We start from the raw sequence: 14,832 nt of genomic DNA on the forward strand, positions 1-14,832 counted from the left end.
GCAACAGGAGAAACGATGCGCATCGACAACCTGCGAAAAGAGACGGCCGACGGCCTGGTCCGCATCGCGGCGACCGTGCAGTGGGAAGACTGCGACGCTCCCGACCGGGAGGTCTGGTTTGCCACCGAACCGGAGTACGCGGATGCCCTGTGGCTGACCGCCGATCCCTTTCTGCTCGGCACCCTGCTGCCGGCCCTGGAAAAGGGCGAGCGACGTCTTTCCATCGCCGCCGACCTCTGCCCGCGTCTGCTGGAGGGGCTGCAAACCGCCCTCGGCATCCTTGTCTCCTGGTACGGCGACCGTTACCGGGCCATCCCCATCGAAGGAACCGGGCTGCGACTGCCCCGTCCCGATCGCCTCGACCATACCGCCGTCTTCATGTCCGGCGGCATCGACGCCCTGGCCGCCCTGCGCATCAATCATCTGCACTACCCGCCCGGACATCGCAACCGCATCCGCAGCGGCATTCTGATGCACGGATTCGACATCGGCGGCGTCATCCGGCATGGCAGCAAGCAGCACGTTCACGACCGGGCCCGCCGGTTTCTGCAGCCGGTGGTCGAGGAGACCGGCATCGAACTGATTCCGGCCTGGACCAACGTCCGCCACCTGCACGACGACAGCGCCTTCTTTCTCGGCAAATATTTCGGCGCCCTGCTCTGCAGCATGGCCCAGGCTCTGACCGGCCGTATCGACCGGGTGGTCCTTGCCTCATCCTACGACCTGGAGAATCTCGGGCCCTGCGGTTCGCATCCGATGCTGGACCATCTCTACGGCAGTGCCGATCTCGAAGTCTTTCACGCCCAGCCGGAAATGCGCCGCATTGACAAGTTGCGCCTGATCGCCGACTGGGAAACCGGCCTGCACAACATGCGCGTCTGCCTGCAGAACGTCCCCGACCGTCTCAACTGCGGCTGGTGTGAAAAATGTCTGCGCACCATGGCCGGACTGGTCGCCCTCGGCAAGCTCGAACAATCGAGGGCCTTCGAAGAATCCGACCTGGACGCCGAACTCTTTTCCCGGGCCAGGATGACCATCAACCACCGCGAGCCTTTCTATATCGAGATGATCGAACCGTTGCGCGCCGCCGGCCGGAACGACCTGGCCGACGTCATCGTGAACAGGCTCGCCGCCGAAGGGAAACTGCCGTGAGAATCGCCTTTCTGCGCGGACCGCTGGGGCACATCAACCCCGACACCGAAACATCGATCCTGCTGATGTACGAATGCCATCTGCGGAGCCACCAGGTCTTTTTTCTCGAACCACACGACCTCTACATCCGCAACAACCGCGTCGTCGGCCGGATGCGGGAAATCACCGCTCCCGCCGACTGTGATCTGCACGCCTTCTGGCGTCACGCCATCGCCTGCGTCGAAGACGAGAAGAAGATCTTCGAGGAACTGCGCGAACTCGATGTCCTCTTTCTGCGCAAGAACCCGCCGCTGCTGATGGAAATGATGGAGCTGCTCGCCTCGGTCGAGGACCAGGTCTTTCTGATCAACAGCCTGCGCGGTCAGCTGCTTGGCAGCAGCAAGCTCTACACCCTCAATTTCCCCGACATCATTCCCGAAACCCACGTCTCCCGCGACCCCGCGCGACTGCGGCGGATCATCGACGATTTCGGCGGCACCATGGTGATGAAGCCGCTGCGCGGTTTCGGCGGCCAGGGGGTGATCAAGGTCAGCGCCAGTGATCCGGAAAATCTCAATTCCCTGCTCGATTTCTACGTGCGGGTCAACGAACCCTACCACCGCCGGGAGCCGATCATGGTGCAGGAATTCATCGAGGCGGTCCGCACCGACGGCGACATACGCATCATGCTGCTCAACGGCGAAGTGCTCGGCGCTTTCCGCCGCATGCCGCACGGCACCGACTTTCGCGCCAATCTCCGCGCCGGCGGCGATTATTTTCCGCACGAACTGACGCCGCAGCAACAGCATATCTGCGACGTGATCCGCGAGCGGCTGATCCGCGACGGTCTCTATTTCGTCGGCATCGACATCATCGGCGACAAGCTGATCGAAATCAACTGCGTCAGCCCCGGTGGCATCCCGCGCATCAACCAGTTCACCAACCAGCGGCTGGAAAAGAAGGTGGTCGACTTTCTCGAAAGGATGGCGGCCGAAAAAAGCGGCGGCTCAAATCCTGTCGCGCCACGCTTCCCCCCCGAAACGGGGCTGTGTTAAGCTTTTTCTCATACCCTGCATTCAATCCAAGATCACTCAGGGAGGAGAGCGATGTTCAAGCTTGAGGATTCACGACTGCTGCGGCAGCAGTGCTATGTCGACGGAGAGTGGATCGACGCCGAGGACGGCGCCACCCTTCAGGTGAGCAATCCGGCCACCGGCGAACCCCTCGGCACCGTCCCCCGGCTGGGCGCGGCCGAAACCCGACGCGCCATCGAGGCGGCCGATCGTGCCTGGCGGCAGTGGCGGGCGAAGACCCCCGGCGAACGGGCCGCTATCCTGCGGCGCTGGGCGGAGCTGATGCTGGAAAACCAGGACGACCTCGGTCGGCTGATGACCGCCGAACAGGGCAAGCCCCTGGCCGAGGCGAAGGGGGAAATCGCCTACGCCGCCTCCTTCCTCGAATGGTTCGCCGAAGAGGCCCGCCGCATCTACGGCGACATCATCCCGCCTCACCAGAACGACAAGCGCATCCTGGTGCTCAAGCAGCCGGTCGGGGTCTGCGCCGCCATCACGCCCTGGAACTTCCCCTCGGCAATGATCACCCGCAAGGCCGGAGCGGCCCTGGCCGCCGGCTGCACCATGGTGGTCAAGCCGGCCTCGGCCACCCCCTATTCCGCCCTGGCGCTGGCCGAACTGGGCGAGCGGGCCGGCATTCCGGCCGGCGTCTTCAGCGTCGTCACCGGTTCTTCCGGCGCCATCGGCGGCGAGATGACGGCCAATCCCCTGGTGCGCAAGCTGACCTTCACCGGATCGACCGAGATCGGCAAAAAGCTGATGGAACAGTGCGCCGGCACCATGAAGAAGGTCTCCATGGAACTCGGCGGCAACGCCCCCTTCATCGTCTTCGACGATGCCGATCTCGATGCCGCTGTCGAGGGGGCTCTGATCTCCAAGTACCGCAACACCGGCCAGACCTGCGTCTGCACCAACCGCTTTCTGATTCAGGCCGGCGTCTATGAAGCCTTCGCCGAAAAACTGGCGGCCAGGGTGCGGGCGATGAAGGTCGGCAACGGCCTCGAGGGCGAGGTGCAGCAGGGACCGCTGATCGACCGGGCGGCGGTGGAAAAGGTCGAGGAGCACATCGCCGACGCCGTCGCCAAGGGGGCGCGCATCGTCTGCGGCGGCAAACGCCACGCCCTCGGCGGCACCTTCTTCGAGCCGACGGTGCTGGCAGATGTCGACGCAACGATGCTGGTCGCCCGCGAGGAGACCTTCGGACCGGTCGCCCCCCTGTTCCGCTTCGAAACCGAGGAGGAGGCCGTCCGCCTGGCCAACGACACCGACTACGGGCTTGCCGCCTACTTCTACACCCGCGACCTGGCCCGCAGCTGGCGGGTCGGCGAGGCCCTCGAGTACGGCATGGTCGGACTCAACACCGGCCTGATCTCCACCGCTGTCGCCCCCTTCGGCGGCGTCAAGGAGTCGGGCCTCGGCCGCGAAGGAAGCAAGTACGGCTGTGACGACTACCTCGAAATCAAGTATCTCTGCGTCGGCGGCATCGACTGAGCGGACGGCGCGATGAGCGGGGCAACACGGCGGCCTGACTGGGAACTCGTCCCGGAGGAACCGGCGGTGCTGCGACTGCGGGGCGACTGGCGGCTCGGCGATGAACTGCCCGCCCCCGAGAGTTTGCTGGCGGGCCGGCCGCAACCGAAAGGCGCCCTGCGTATCGACGGGACCGGCCTCGGGCGCTGGGACTCTTCCCTGGTTATTCTGCTACTGCGCCTCTTCGCCTACTGCCACGAACAAAAGATCACCGTCGACAGCGACGGCCTTCCCGACGGCCTGCAGCGGCTGCTGCGTCTGGCGCGCGCGGTGCCGGTCGCCAGGGACCGCCGGCGCCCCCAGCGGCGCGGCGCCCTGCTGGTGCGCATCGGCGAGGTCACCATCGAGCTGCACCGCACCTGGCGCGACGGCCTCGCCTTTCTCGGCGAATCGGTCCTCTGCTGCGGCAACCTGCTGCGCGGCCGCCCCCGCTTCCGCCGGCAGGACCTGTTCGAACTGCTTGAGGACTGCGGCGCCCAGTCGCTGCCCATCGTCACCCTCATCAGCACCCTGGTCGGGATGATCCTCGCCTTCGTCGGAGCCGTACAGCTGCGGGTCTTCGGCGCCGACATCTTCGTCGCCGACCTGGTCGGCCTCGGCATGGCCCGGGAGATGGCCGCCATGATGACGGCCATCATCATGGCCGGCCGCACCGGCGCCGCCTTCGCCGCCCAGCTGGGCACCATGCAGGTCAACGACGAGATCGACGCCCTGCGCACCATGGGCATCCCGCCGATGGACTTTCTCGTCGCCCCGCGCCTGCTCGCCCTCACCCTGATGCTTCCCCTGCTCAGCATCTACAGCATGTTCATGGGCATTCTCGGCGGCGGCCTGGTTTCGGCCGGCATGCTCGACATCGGTCTGACCCCCTTCTTTCTCCGCATCCAGGAAAACGTCGGCCTCGAACATTTTCTCATCGGCGGCATCAAGGCGGTAATCTTCGGCTACATCGTCGCCTTCTCCGGCTGCCTGCGCGGCATGCAGTGCGGCCGCAGCGCCCAGGCCGTCGGCCAGGCGACCACCTCGGCGGTGGTCACCGCCATCGTCCTCATCGTGGTTGCCGACGCCGTCATCACCATCCTCTGCCAGGTGCTGGGAGTCTGAGATGACAGCGCCCCTGATCGACGTTCGCGACCTGACCATGGCCTACGGCGAGATCGTCATCCAGCAGAATCTCCGTTTCGAGGTGCATGCCGGCGACATCTTTGTCATCATGGGAGGAAGCGGCTGCGGCAAGAGCACCCTGCTGCGACACCTGATCGGCCTGCTGCGGCCGGCCCGGGGAAGCATCACCTACGGCGGGTACGACCTGTGGCGGATGACGCGGCCACAGCGCCAGGAGTGCATGCGGCGCTGGGGCGTGCTTTTCCAGAGCGGCGCCCTGTGGAGTTCCATGACCCTGGCGGAAAACGTCGCCGTTCCCCTGCAGGAGTACACCAACCTGAACCGGAAACAGATCGCCGAAGTCGTCGACCTGAAACTGTCGCTGGTCGGCCTGGCCGGCTTTCAGGACTACTATCCGGCCGAACTGAGCGGCGGCATGCAGAAGCGGGCCGGACTGGCGCGGGCCATGGCGCTCGACCCGGAGATTCTCTTCTGCGACGAACCCTCCTCCGGCCTCGACCCGCTCAGCGCCCGCCGGCTGGACGAGCTGCTGTGCGAACTGAACGCCAGCCTGGGCACCACCATGGTCGTGGTCAGCCACGACCTCGACAGCATCTTCGCCATCGCCAGCAACGGCATCTTTCTCGATGCCGAAAGCCGCACCATGCTGGCAAGCGGCCCCCCGGGAGAGATGCTGCAAAACAGCGACAATCCCCGCATCCGGGAATTTCTCACCCGCGGGGGAGAAAGGAACCTGCCATGCTGAGGCGAGCCGACCCGAAACTGATCGGCGCCTTCGTGCTCGGTGCCATGGTCCTGGCCATCGCCGGGCTGGTCTTCTTCGGCAAGGGCGGACTGCTCACGCCGCGCCAGCGCTACATCCTCTACTTCGACAGCTCGGTCAAGGGGCTGGCCGTCGGCGCTCCGGTCACCTTTCGCGGCGTGCGCATCGGCAGAGTCGCCGACATCAGCGTCCGCATCAATCCGGCCGATTACACCTTCAAGATTCCGGTCATCATCGACATCGAACCGAAGCGGATCGAGCAAATCCGGCAGGACGGCCAAAACGGCGACCTGCTGCCGAACCTCAACCGCGAGGACCCCCTGCAGGTGCTGATCGCCAAGGGGCTGCGCGGCCAGCTGCAGCTGCAGAGCCTGATCACCGGCCAGCTCTTCGTCCAGCTCGACATGTACCCGGACACGGAGATCGTCCTCTCCGGCTACCCGTCCCCCTATCCCGAAATCCCCACCATCCGTTCCAGCCTGGACGAGCTGTCACAGACCCTGGAAAAGCTGCCGCTACAGGAAATCGTCGACAAGGTGATCAGCACCCTGGACGGCCTGCAGGAGCTGGTACACAACGCCGATCTGGCCGACAGCCTCTTCAAGCTGAACCACGGCCTGGACCAGCTGCGCGACCTGCTGGCCAGTCTCGATCGCGAACTGGCGCCGACGCTGAAGGATTTCCGCGCCGCCGCCCGGTCGGTCCAACAGACGGCCGACTCGATCGCCGCCGACGTCGGCGAGATGGGCCAGCGCACCGGCCGCAGTCTCGACCAGCTCGACCGGACCCTGGCGGAGGCCCGCCGGCTCATCGCCGGCGCGGAGAAAACCCTGCAGGGAGTCGAGGAAACCGGACCGCAACTGCGGCAGATGCTCGAGGAGCTGCATCGCACCGCCCGCTCGCTGCGGCTTGTCAGTGACGCCTTGAACGAAAATCCCGACATGCTGCTGCGCGGCCGGGGACAGGAGGGAGGAAAGCCATGACCCGTCTGCTGAAGGGAACGACGGCCGTTCTGCTGGTGCTGCTCTGCGGCTGCGTCAATCTCGGCCAGGGGACATCGCCGAGCCGCCACTACCTGATTCCGTCCCTGGCCGACCGGGGCATCGCCCCCCGCCCGGAGCGGAAGCCGCGGGTTCGCCTGACCCTGCTGCCGGTGAAAGCCGCCGCCTACCTCGACCGGCAGGAACTGGTCAGGCGGCTGGAGGCCAACCGGATCGAGCTTCTGCCCTTCGACCGCTGGGCCGAACCGCCGACGGAGAACCTGCAGCGGGTGGTGGCGGAGAACCTGGTCCGGCTGGCCGACGACATCGTCGTGGCCAGCGACGGCGAGCTGCAGCTGGCGATGGTCGTCGAACGACTGGAAGGACGAAAGCAGGGGGCCCTCATGCAGCTCGCCTGGCGCCTGTTCCGGCGACAGACGGGGGAGGACCTGGCCGGCGGCGTCTTTCGCCGGGAGCTGCCGCTGCCGAAGGCCGAAGCCGGGCAGATGGTGGCAGCCTACGGAGAGATGGCAGAGGCCTTCTGCCGCGAACTGCTGGCCCGGCTGGCCACAATTCCGCAAGCCGTCCGCCAAAAAGAAGGCATCAGATAATGCCGTGCAAGGGGCCGCCCGGCGCCCCCAGCTCGTCGACCCGCTTTTCCAGCTCGGGCAGCTCCTCCAGAGGCGGCGCGTGGTGCGCCTTGAGCCGGGCGTCGATCACCAGCGGACCTTCGCAGCCCCAGTGTTTGTGCACCACGGCGGCGCCTACTCCGTCGATGTCGACCGCCGGATCGGAACGGGTGAAGGTCACCCAGAGAAAGTCCTCCAACGAGCGGGCGACGAAATCCGGATCGTCGACCAGCACCACCAGGGCGATGCCGTCCGGCGCGCCCCGTTTCTCCATCATCCGGCAGAACACCGACAGCACCCCGTCCTCTCCGTAGGGCGGCGCGCTCCAGACGGGCGCCCGCACCGCCAGGATGCCCGGCAGTGGCAAAGTCGGGTCGTCAAATCCCTCGGGCAGCCGCAAATCGGCCGGCAGCCGGTCGGCCAGCGTCCGGAGCGGCCCGCCGACGGCGGCGATGACCAGTTTCGAGCCCTGGTTGAGCCCCCGGCCGGAATAGTCGAGCGTGTCGATGGTGGTGCGCGTGTGAAAATGCAGATCGCGCCGCCAGTCGACCCGTTCGAGCATGAAGCGGAAAAAATCGCCGATCCGGTGCAGCGCCGGCGGCTCGTCGCCGGCGTTGGCGATCCAGAGGTACTTGGCCAGCGACAGCTGGCCCTGGCCGAGAATGGCGCTGGCCTGGGTCAGCAGCTCCTGCGGCCGCCCCGGCTCGGCATAGGGGGTGTAGCGTTCGCTGCCGACGGCCAGCAGCAGCGGATGCACACCGGCGGCGTCGACGGCATGCACGCCCCGGATGCCGGGCAGCACTTCCGGAATCAGCTCTCCGGTCAGTTCGTGGATGAAGGTGCCGAAACTGGTGTCCTCCTGCGGCGGCCGGCCGACGGTGGTGAAGGGCCAGATGGCGTCGGGGCGGTGATGAATCCGCTCCACCCGAAAGACCGGGAAATCGTGCCCCAGGCTGTAGTAGCCGAGATGATCGCCGAACGGGCCCTCCCGCTTCAGCACCTGCGGGTCGAGCCAGCCGGAAAGGCAGAAATCAGCCTCGGCCGGCACCGGCAGTCCGTTGGCGGCAACAGCCAGCGGCAGCCTGCGACCACCGAGCAGGCCGGCAAAAGCCAGCTCCGGCATCCCCTCCGGCAGGGGCATGACGGCAGCGACGGTCAGCGCCGGCGGCCCACCGACAAAGACATTGACCCGCAGGGCCACGCCCTGCTCCAACGCCGCCCGGTGGTGAATGGCGATGCCGCGGTGAATCTGGTAGTGCATGCCGGCCTCGTCCGGGCCGTAGTCGTTGCCGGAAATCTGCACCCGGTACATGCCGAGATTGGAATGCCGCCAGCCCGGCTGCCGCGGATCCTCACTGTAGACCTGCGGCAGAGTGATGAAGGCGCCGCCGTCCTTCGGCCAGCTGACCAGCTGCGGCAGCTCGGCCAGCGAACAGCTCCTCTGCAGGACGGGGCCGGAACGCGCCCGCCTCGGCAACAGGTTCTTCGCCGCCAGCGGCAGACGCACCAGATCGGCAGGATGTCGCAACAGCTCGCGCGGATCGATGCGTGCCCGCACCAGGGCCTCGACCCCGCGCAGGGCATCGCGGAAGAGCCAGCGGGTCCGCTCCAGGGTGCCGAACAGGTTGCCCAGCATCGGAAAGCGGCACCCTTTGACCCGGGTGAAGAGCAGGGCCGGACCGCCGGCCCGGTAAACCCGGCGCTGGATGACGCCGATTTCGAGATAGGGATCGACCTCGCGCTCGATGCGGACCAGCCGGCCGCTCCTTTCCAGGTCGGCCACGCATTGCCGCAGATTCCGGTAGCCCATGGATGCCCCCCTGAAGTGGTGACCCGCGTCAGCCGCAGGCTGAGGCATCATAGCCGTTCGGCCGGTCGAAGGCAACGTGCTGCGCCCCGCGTTCCTCAGAAGACGGGCAGTCCGAGGGTGCGGGCCAGGTTCTGGGCCGCCAGGCGCAGCCCGTCGCTGATGCTCGGGTAGACGTGCACGGTGGTGGTCAGTTGGCTGACATCGAGGCCGAAGCGCACCGCCAGGGTCGCCTCGTGGATGATATCGGCGGCCCGCGGCGCCAGCATCTGGCAGCCGAGCACACGGCCGCCCGACGCCTCGGCGACCAGAATGACGCCGCCGCGCCGGCCGCCCATCACGTGCGCCTTGGGCACCCGGCCGAGATCGACGAAGGTCTCGACCACCTCCAGCCCCCGGGCGCGGGCCTGCTCGGCGGTCAGCCCGACGGTGGCGAACTCCGGATCGCAGAAGACCGCCATCGGGGTGTAGGTGTGATCGATGCGGGCGTCGGCGGCCGGGTCAAACATGTTGCTGACGGCGACCAGCGCCTCGCGCGCCCCGGCCGGGGCGATCAGCGGCGGGCCGGTGACATCGCCCGCGGCATAGATGCCGGGGGCGCTGGTGCGCATGCCGGCATCGACCCGGATGAAACCGGCGGCGTCGGTTTCGACCCCCGCCGCCTCCAGGCCGATATCCGCCGTCGCCGGCGCCGTTCCCACCGCCAGCATCAGCCGTTCGGCGCACAGTCCCACCGGCGCGCCGCGTACCGTCGAATAGAGACAGACCCCCTGCGGCCGCCCCTCCACCCGCTCGGCCACCACCTCGGTCATGATCTCGACACCCTCGTCGCGCAGAATGTCGGCGAACTGGCCGGTCAGGCGGGGGTCGAATTCCTGCAGCAGCCGGTCGCCGCGCTCGAGAATGATCACCTGGGTGCCGAAGCGGGCGAACATCTGCCCCATCTCAAGGGCGATGACGCCGCCGCCGAGCATGAGGAGGGACTCGGGAAAGCAGGGAAGATGCAGGGCACTGTAGCTGGTCAGATAGTCGACCTGGCTCAGCCCCTCCAGCGGGATGATGCGGGGGGTACCGCCGACGGCGACGAGGAAGCGGTCGCAGTGGATGATCTCCGCACCAACCTGCAGCTCCCGCGGCGAGATGAAGCGGCCGTGTCCGCGCAGCACCTCGAGGTTGGGGGTGTTCTCCATTTCGTGCTGGTAGTGGCTTTCACGCAGGGTTTCCACCGCCCTGCTCTTCAGGGCCATCAGGGTGCTGCAGTCGGGTGGGCCGGCCTTGAGGTTCAGCCCCCAGCTCTCGCCGCGGCGGGCGGCGTGGTACATCTCCGCCTTGTCGATCAGGGTCTTGCTCGGGATGCAGCCCCAGTTGACGCAGGTTCCGCCGAGGTGGCTCTGCTCCACCATCAGCACCCGCTTTCCACGGCCGGCCGCCATGCGCGCGGCGGCGAAGGCGGTGGTGCCGCTGCCGAGGATGGCCAGGTCGGGATGTCCGCTCATCGGCTCGTCACCTGCCTCCGGGAAGAAAAGGGTTCCAGCCAGGGGTAGTGCCCGGCCAGCACGTCCAGGGCGCGGTCGTAGGCAAACTGGTCGTCGTTGTGGTAGAGGGCCCGCCGCCAAGTCGCCACCCGCCGCCGGGCCTGGCGGCAGAACAGGTCGGCCAGCGGCTCGCAACCGCTCGGGCCCTGGCGGGAAGCCGCATACAGCAGCACCGCGCTCATGGCGTAGAGCTCGGCGGCCATCACCGTCAGCCGGCCGAGCAGCCGCTGCTTGTGCTCCAGCCCCTGGCGGTAGGCCCGCCGCAGCCGGGCCAGATCGCGGGCCAGCTGCCGGCTGGCCCGTTCGGCGTAGCGCAGGTGCCGCTCCAGCAGTCCCGGTAGAATCGGCGGCCGCAGAGGCCGCGGCCAGGCAAAGCCCGGAGTCTCCCGCCGGGCGAGGGCGGGCAGGATCAGCGCCTGGATGACCTCAAGCTGCCGCAGCCGGCCCGAGGCGCCGGCCTGCCGCAGCCGGGCGGCTTCCTGCTGCAAGGCTGACATCCGTTCCGGCGCCAGGTCGAGGGCGTCTCCGAGGTCCTGCAGTCGCGCCAGGTTGCGGGTCAGCGCTCGGCCGCACCAGAAATGCGCCAGCAGCATCTCCTGGTGGTGCGCCGCGCCGGCCGCCGCCAGCCGGCCGGTCAGCCAGTCGAGGCTCCCGGTGGCCAGGGTGTCGAGCGCCAGCTCGCCGGCCTCGGCGGCGATCAGCTCCTGCTCGCCGAGCGGCGCCCCATCCCCGTTCCGGCCGGCCAGTCCGGCGCGCAGGGCGGCGTTGAACCGGCACAGAAGTGCGCCGATCTGTGCCGGCAGATTCGGAGAATTGTCGGGAGAAGGGGAGCAGGCGGGACCGGGCGGGGCCGCAAGGAGGCGGCCCAGATCGAGCCGGCCCCGCAGCAGGTCGTCGACCAGGGTGGCCGTCCGCCAGGCGTTGTCCGCCGCCGTTGCGCCGTCGCCTGCCGTCACCAGGTTCCTGTGCATCATCACCTCCGGCCGGCTGTTGCCCGGCATGAATCCACTGAATCAGGATAGCAGGAATTCCCCGCTTCGCACCCGGCCGGGCGCAGGGGAGGGAAAGGGTGGATCAGCCTCCGAGCTGCAGTTCGAGCTTCTCCAGCTCCAGCATCCGGTCGCGCAGCTGCGCCGCCTTTTCGAATTCGAGATCGGCCGCCGCCGCCAGCATCTCCTGTTTGAGCCGGGCGATCTCGGCCCGCAGGCTCTCCAGATCACCGTAGGCCGCCACCTCTTCGGCCGCCACCGGCAGCTCGACATAGTCCTTCTCGGCGATGTCCTCCAGGATGCTGCGCAGGCTCTTCTTCACCGTCTCCGGCGTGATGCCGTGCTCGCGGTTGTAGGCGAGCTGCGCCGCCCGCCGCCGCTCGGTCTCGTCGATGCAGGCCCGCATCGAGCGGGTGACCTTGTCGGCGTACATGATCACCCGGCCGTCGACGTTGCGCGCGGCGCGGCCGCAGGTCTGGATCAGCGAGCGCTCGGAGCGCAGAAAGCCCTCCTTGTCGGCGTCGAGTATCGCCACCAGCCCCACCTCGGGAATGTCGAGCCCCTCGCGCAGCAGGTTGATGCCCACCAGCACGTCGAACTGCCCCTGGCGCAGGTCGCGGATGATCTGCATGCGGGCGATGGTGTCGATGTCGGAATGCAGGTAGCGCACCCGGATGCCCAGCTCCTCGAGGTAGGCCGTCAGCTCCTCGGCCATGCGCTTGGTGAGGGTGGTCGCCAGCACCCGGTGTCCCCGCTCCACGGTGACGCGGATTTCGCCGATCAGGTCGTCGACCTGGTTGCCGGCCGGCCGCACCTCGATCGGCGGGTCGACCAGGCCGGTGGGACGGACGATCTGCTCCACCACCACCCCCTGCGCCTTTTCCAGCTCGTAGTCGGCCGGCGTCGCCGAAACGTAGATGGTCTGGATGTCACGCGCCTCGAACTCCTCGAAGGTCAGCGGCCGGTTGTCGAGCGCCGAGGGCAGGCGGAATCCGTAGTTGACCAGGGTCTCCTTGCGCGAGCGGTCACCGCGGTACATGGCGCCGATCTGGCTGACGGTGACGTGCGACTCGTCGATGAACATCAGGGCGTCGTCGGGAAAGTAGTCGAACAGGGTCGCCGGCGGCGTTCCCGGTGCCCGGCCGTCGAGATGGCGGGAATAGTTCTCGATCCCCTGGCAGTAGCCCATCTCCTCCATCATCTCGATGTCGAACAGGGTGCGCTGCTCGATGCGCTGCGCCTCGAGCAGCTGGTTGTTGGCGCGAAAGTACTGGATGCGCTCGCGCAGCTCCTCCTGGATCTGGCGGATCGCCCGGTCGAGGGTCGGCCGGGTGGCGACATAATGGCTGGCGGGGAAGATGGCGGTCTGCGCCAGGCGGTCGATCACCGTGCCGCGCAGCGGATCGACCTCGCTGATCGCCTCGATCTCGTCGCCGAAGAACTCGATGCGCAGGGCCCGGTTCTCCTCGTAGGCGGGAAAGACCTCGACGGTATCGCCGCGCACCCGGAAGGAACCACGGTGAAAGTCGACGTCGTTGCGCTGGTACTGGATTTCCACCAGCCGTTTCAGCAGATCGTTGCGCTCCAGCTCCATTCCTTCTTCGAGCCGGATCAGCATGCCGTAGTAGGCCTCCGGCGAACCGAGGCCGTAGATGCAGGAGACCGAGGAGACGATCAGCACGTCGCGCCGGGTCAGCAGCGAGCGGGTGGCGCTGTGACGCAGCTTGTCGATCTCCTCGTTGATCGAGGAGTCCTTCTCGATGTAGGTGTCGGTGACCGGAACATAGGCTTCCGGCTGGTAGTAGTCGTAGTAGCTGACGAAGTACTCGACCGCGTTATGGGGGAAGAGCTCCTTGAACTCGCCGTAGAGCTGGGCGGCAAGGGTCTTGTTGTGCGCCAGCACCAGGGTCGGCCGCTGTACCTCGGCGACGACGTTGGCCATGGTGAAGGTCTTGCCCGAGCCGGTGACCCCGAGCAGCACCTGGTGCCGGTCACCACGCCGCAGGCCTTCCACCAGTTCACGGATCGCCCGCGGCTGGTCGCCGCGCGGCTGGTAGTCGGTGACAAGTTCGAATCGGGCCATAACCACATTATTTAACCACAACGGCCGGGTCGGCGTCAGCAAAAGGGAACATGTCCATATCTGGTCGAAAGTGCGCTATGCAATTGAAATGCTTGACAATGAAATGAAATGTGCGTTATCTAACGTCCTCGACACGGGGGGGGGATATGAACAGATCGACCTAAAGCCGTTCGAAGAGCCCCTCTCCGAACGGCTTTTTGTTTTCTGTCTGCCTTCAAACCCAAATATCGACAGAGCTCCCGCCGGTGGAAAAGACCGTATTGCAGACTGACTTGACTGCAAAGACACCCTTAGTACGTCTGATTCCATATTAGAAGAACGCTAGCCAGCATTGGTGAAAGGGTGAGCTACCACTGCAAAAAGACACATGCAAACGTGTCAAAGAGATAGATCGCTACAACCTTTGGCACCAACCAAGAAAGGAGGTTCTATGCTATAGAAAAATTAACATTCAATCAACTATACTGACAAATCTACAAAACAGGAGGAGACAATGAAACTCGCCAAATCTCTTATTTCTGGCTATTTAATTCTGATGATCGTTCTTCTAAATGGATGTGCAAGCATAGTAAGCAAATCTGACTACCCTGTTTCATTCAACAGCTCACCTGAAGGTGCAATCATAACTATTACAAATTCAAGTGGAATTCAGCTTTACAAAGGAAAAACCCCAACTCAAGTAACCCTCAAAAGCAGTGAAGGTTTTTTCTCAGGAGCGAAATATACTGTAAAGTTTGAAAAAGAAGGCTACGAACCACAAATAATGGTTTTGGAAAAACAGCTTGACGGCTGGTATATAGGAAACATCCTTTTTGGTGGCTTGATCGGCCTTCTCATTGTCGACCCTGCCACCGGTGCAATGTGGAAGCTCCCCTCAAACATGCATGCTTCTCTGGCTGAAAAAACAACTGCTCTTATCATCGGCGAAAACAACCTTCGAATTGCTTTCCTTGATGACGTTCCTGCGAGCATGAGAAGCCAGATGATCAGGGTCCAATGATCATGGCAACCGGGGCACGTAATCTTGTTACGTGCCCCGGTTGTCTTATCCTTGATTCGCGAACCGCGTATGAGAAGCTACCGCTTTGGACGGGGTGGATTCAATTTGCAAGTGCACCACCCCTGGCTTCATCGAACACTTCCTGGGGCGTCCGGTAGCCGAGGCACTTTCTCGGCCTGTTGTTCAG

At 65.6% G+C, this 14,832-nt stretch carries 12 protein-coding genes; 8 read left to right on the plus strand and 4 right to left on the minus strand.

Annotated features, from left to right (window positions below):
• Positions 1-15 precede the first annotated feature (15 nt).
• From EDC39_RS13865 to EDC39_RS13895, 7 genes are read left to right on the plus strand one after another with little or no spacing between them, the layout of a single operon-like run.
• Positions 16-1,152, plus strand: a complete 1,137-nt coding sequence (locus tag EDC39_RS13865) for a hypothetical protein (protein WP_148896990.1) — start codon at positions 16-18, stop codon at positions 1,150-1,152.
• Positions 1,149-2,186 carry an ATP-grasp domain-containing protein gene (locus EDC39_RS13870; protein ID WP_148896991.1) on the plus strand — a complete coding sequence of 346 codons (1,038 nt, stop codon included), beginning with the start codon at positions 1,149-1,151 and terminating at the stop codon, positions 2,184-2,186. Before EDC39_RS13865 ends, EDC39_RS13870 begins: the two co-directional genes overlap by 4 nt.
• A gap of 51 nt (positions 2,187-2,237) precedes the next feature.
• Positions 2,238-3,695: an NADP-dependent succinate-semialdehyde dehydrogenase gene (gabD, locus tag EDC39_RS13875; protein ID WP_148896992.1), complete on the plus strand. Its 1,458-nt coding sequence runs from the start codon at positions 2,238-2,240 to the stop codon at positions 3,693-3,695.
• 12 nt (positions 3,696-3,707) lie between these two features.
• Positions 3,708-4,838, plus strand: coding sequence for an ABC transporter permease (locus EDC39_RS13880; RefSeq protein WP_148896993.1), 1,131 nt, complete (start codon positions 3,708-3,710; stop codon positions 4,836-4,838).
• Between the two features lies 1 nt (position 4,839).
• Complete coding sequence (locus tag EDC39_RS13885) at positions 4,840-5,604, plus strand: ABC transporter ATP-binding protein (RefSeq protein WP_148896994.1); 765 nt, start codon at positions 4,840-4,842, stop codon at positions 5,602-5,604.
• Positions 5,598-6,605 carry an MlaD family protein gene (locus tag EDC39_RS13890; RefSeq protein WP_148896995.1) on the plus strand — a complete coding sequence of 336 codons (1,008 nt, stop codon included), beginning with the start codon at positions 5,598-5,600 and terminating at the stop codon, positions 6,603-6,605. Before EDC39_RS13885 ends, EDC39_RS13890 begins: the two co-directional genes overlap by 7 nt.
• Positions 6,602-7,213 (plus strand): PqiC family protein, encoded by a 612-nt coding sequence (locus tag EDC39_RS13895; protein WP_148896996.1) that lies wholly within the window; start codon positions 6,602-6,604, stop codon positions 7,211-7,213. Before EDC39_RS13890 ends, EDC39_RS13895 begins: the two co-directional genes overlap by 4 nt.
• Here the strand turns inward: EDC39_RS13895 and EDC39_RS13900 are convergent.
• From EDC39_RS13900 to uvrB, 4 genes are all read right to left on the minus strand, one after another.
• The gene (locus tag EDC39_RS13900; protein ID WP_148896997.1) at positions 7,206-9,041 is read right to left on the minus strand and encodes a UbiD family decarboxylase; all 1,836 of its coding nucleotides are present in this window, start codon (positions 9,039-9,041) and stop codon (positions 7,206-7,208) included. The two genes, EDC39_RS13895 and EDC39_RS13900, sit on opposite strands and share 8 nt — an antisense overlap.
• A 95-nt stretch (positions 9,042-9,136) precedes the next feature.
• Positions 9,137-10,534 carry a dihydrolipoyl dehydrogenase family protein gene (locus tag EDC39_RS13905; RefSeq protein ID WP_148896998.1) on the minus strand — a complete coding sequence of 466 codons (1,398 nt, stop codon included), beginning with the start codon at positions 10,532-10,534 and terminating at the stop codon, positions 9,137-9,139.
• Entirely contained in the window at positions 10,531-11,544 is a 1,014-nt protein-coding gene (locus tag EDC39_RS13910; protein WP_187426816.1) for a hypothetical protein, read from the minus strand. Before EDC39_RS13910 ends, EDC39_RS13905 begins: the two co-directional genes overlap by 4 nt.
• Before the next feature lie 103 nt (positions 11,545-11,647).
• On the minus strand, positions 11,648-13,645 hold the full coding sequence (gene uvrB / locus EDC39_RS13915) for an excinuclease ABC subunit UvrB (protein ID WP_148897000.1): 1,998 nt from the start codon (positions 13,643-13,645) through the stop codon (positions 11,648-11,650).
• 493 nt (positions 13,646-14,138) lie between these two features.
• Between uvrB and EDC39_RS13920 the strand changes: the two genes are divergently transcribed.
• On the plus strand, positions 14,139-14,645 hold the full coding sequence (locus tag EDC39_RS13920; RefSeq protein ID WP_187426817.1) for a peptidase associated/transthyretin-like domain-containing protein: 507 nt from the start codon (positions 14,139-14,141) through the stop codon (positions 14,643-14,645).
• Positions 14,646-14,832 lie beyond the last annotated feature (187 nt).

This window comes from Geothermobacter ehrlichii (genome assembly GCF_008124615.1).
GTDB lineage: Bacteria > Desulfobacterota > Desulfuromonadia > Desulfuromonadales > Geothermobacteraceae > Geothermobacter > Geothermobacter ehrlichii.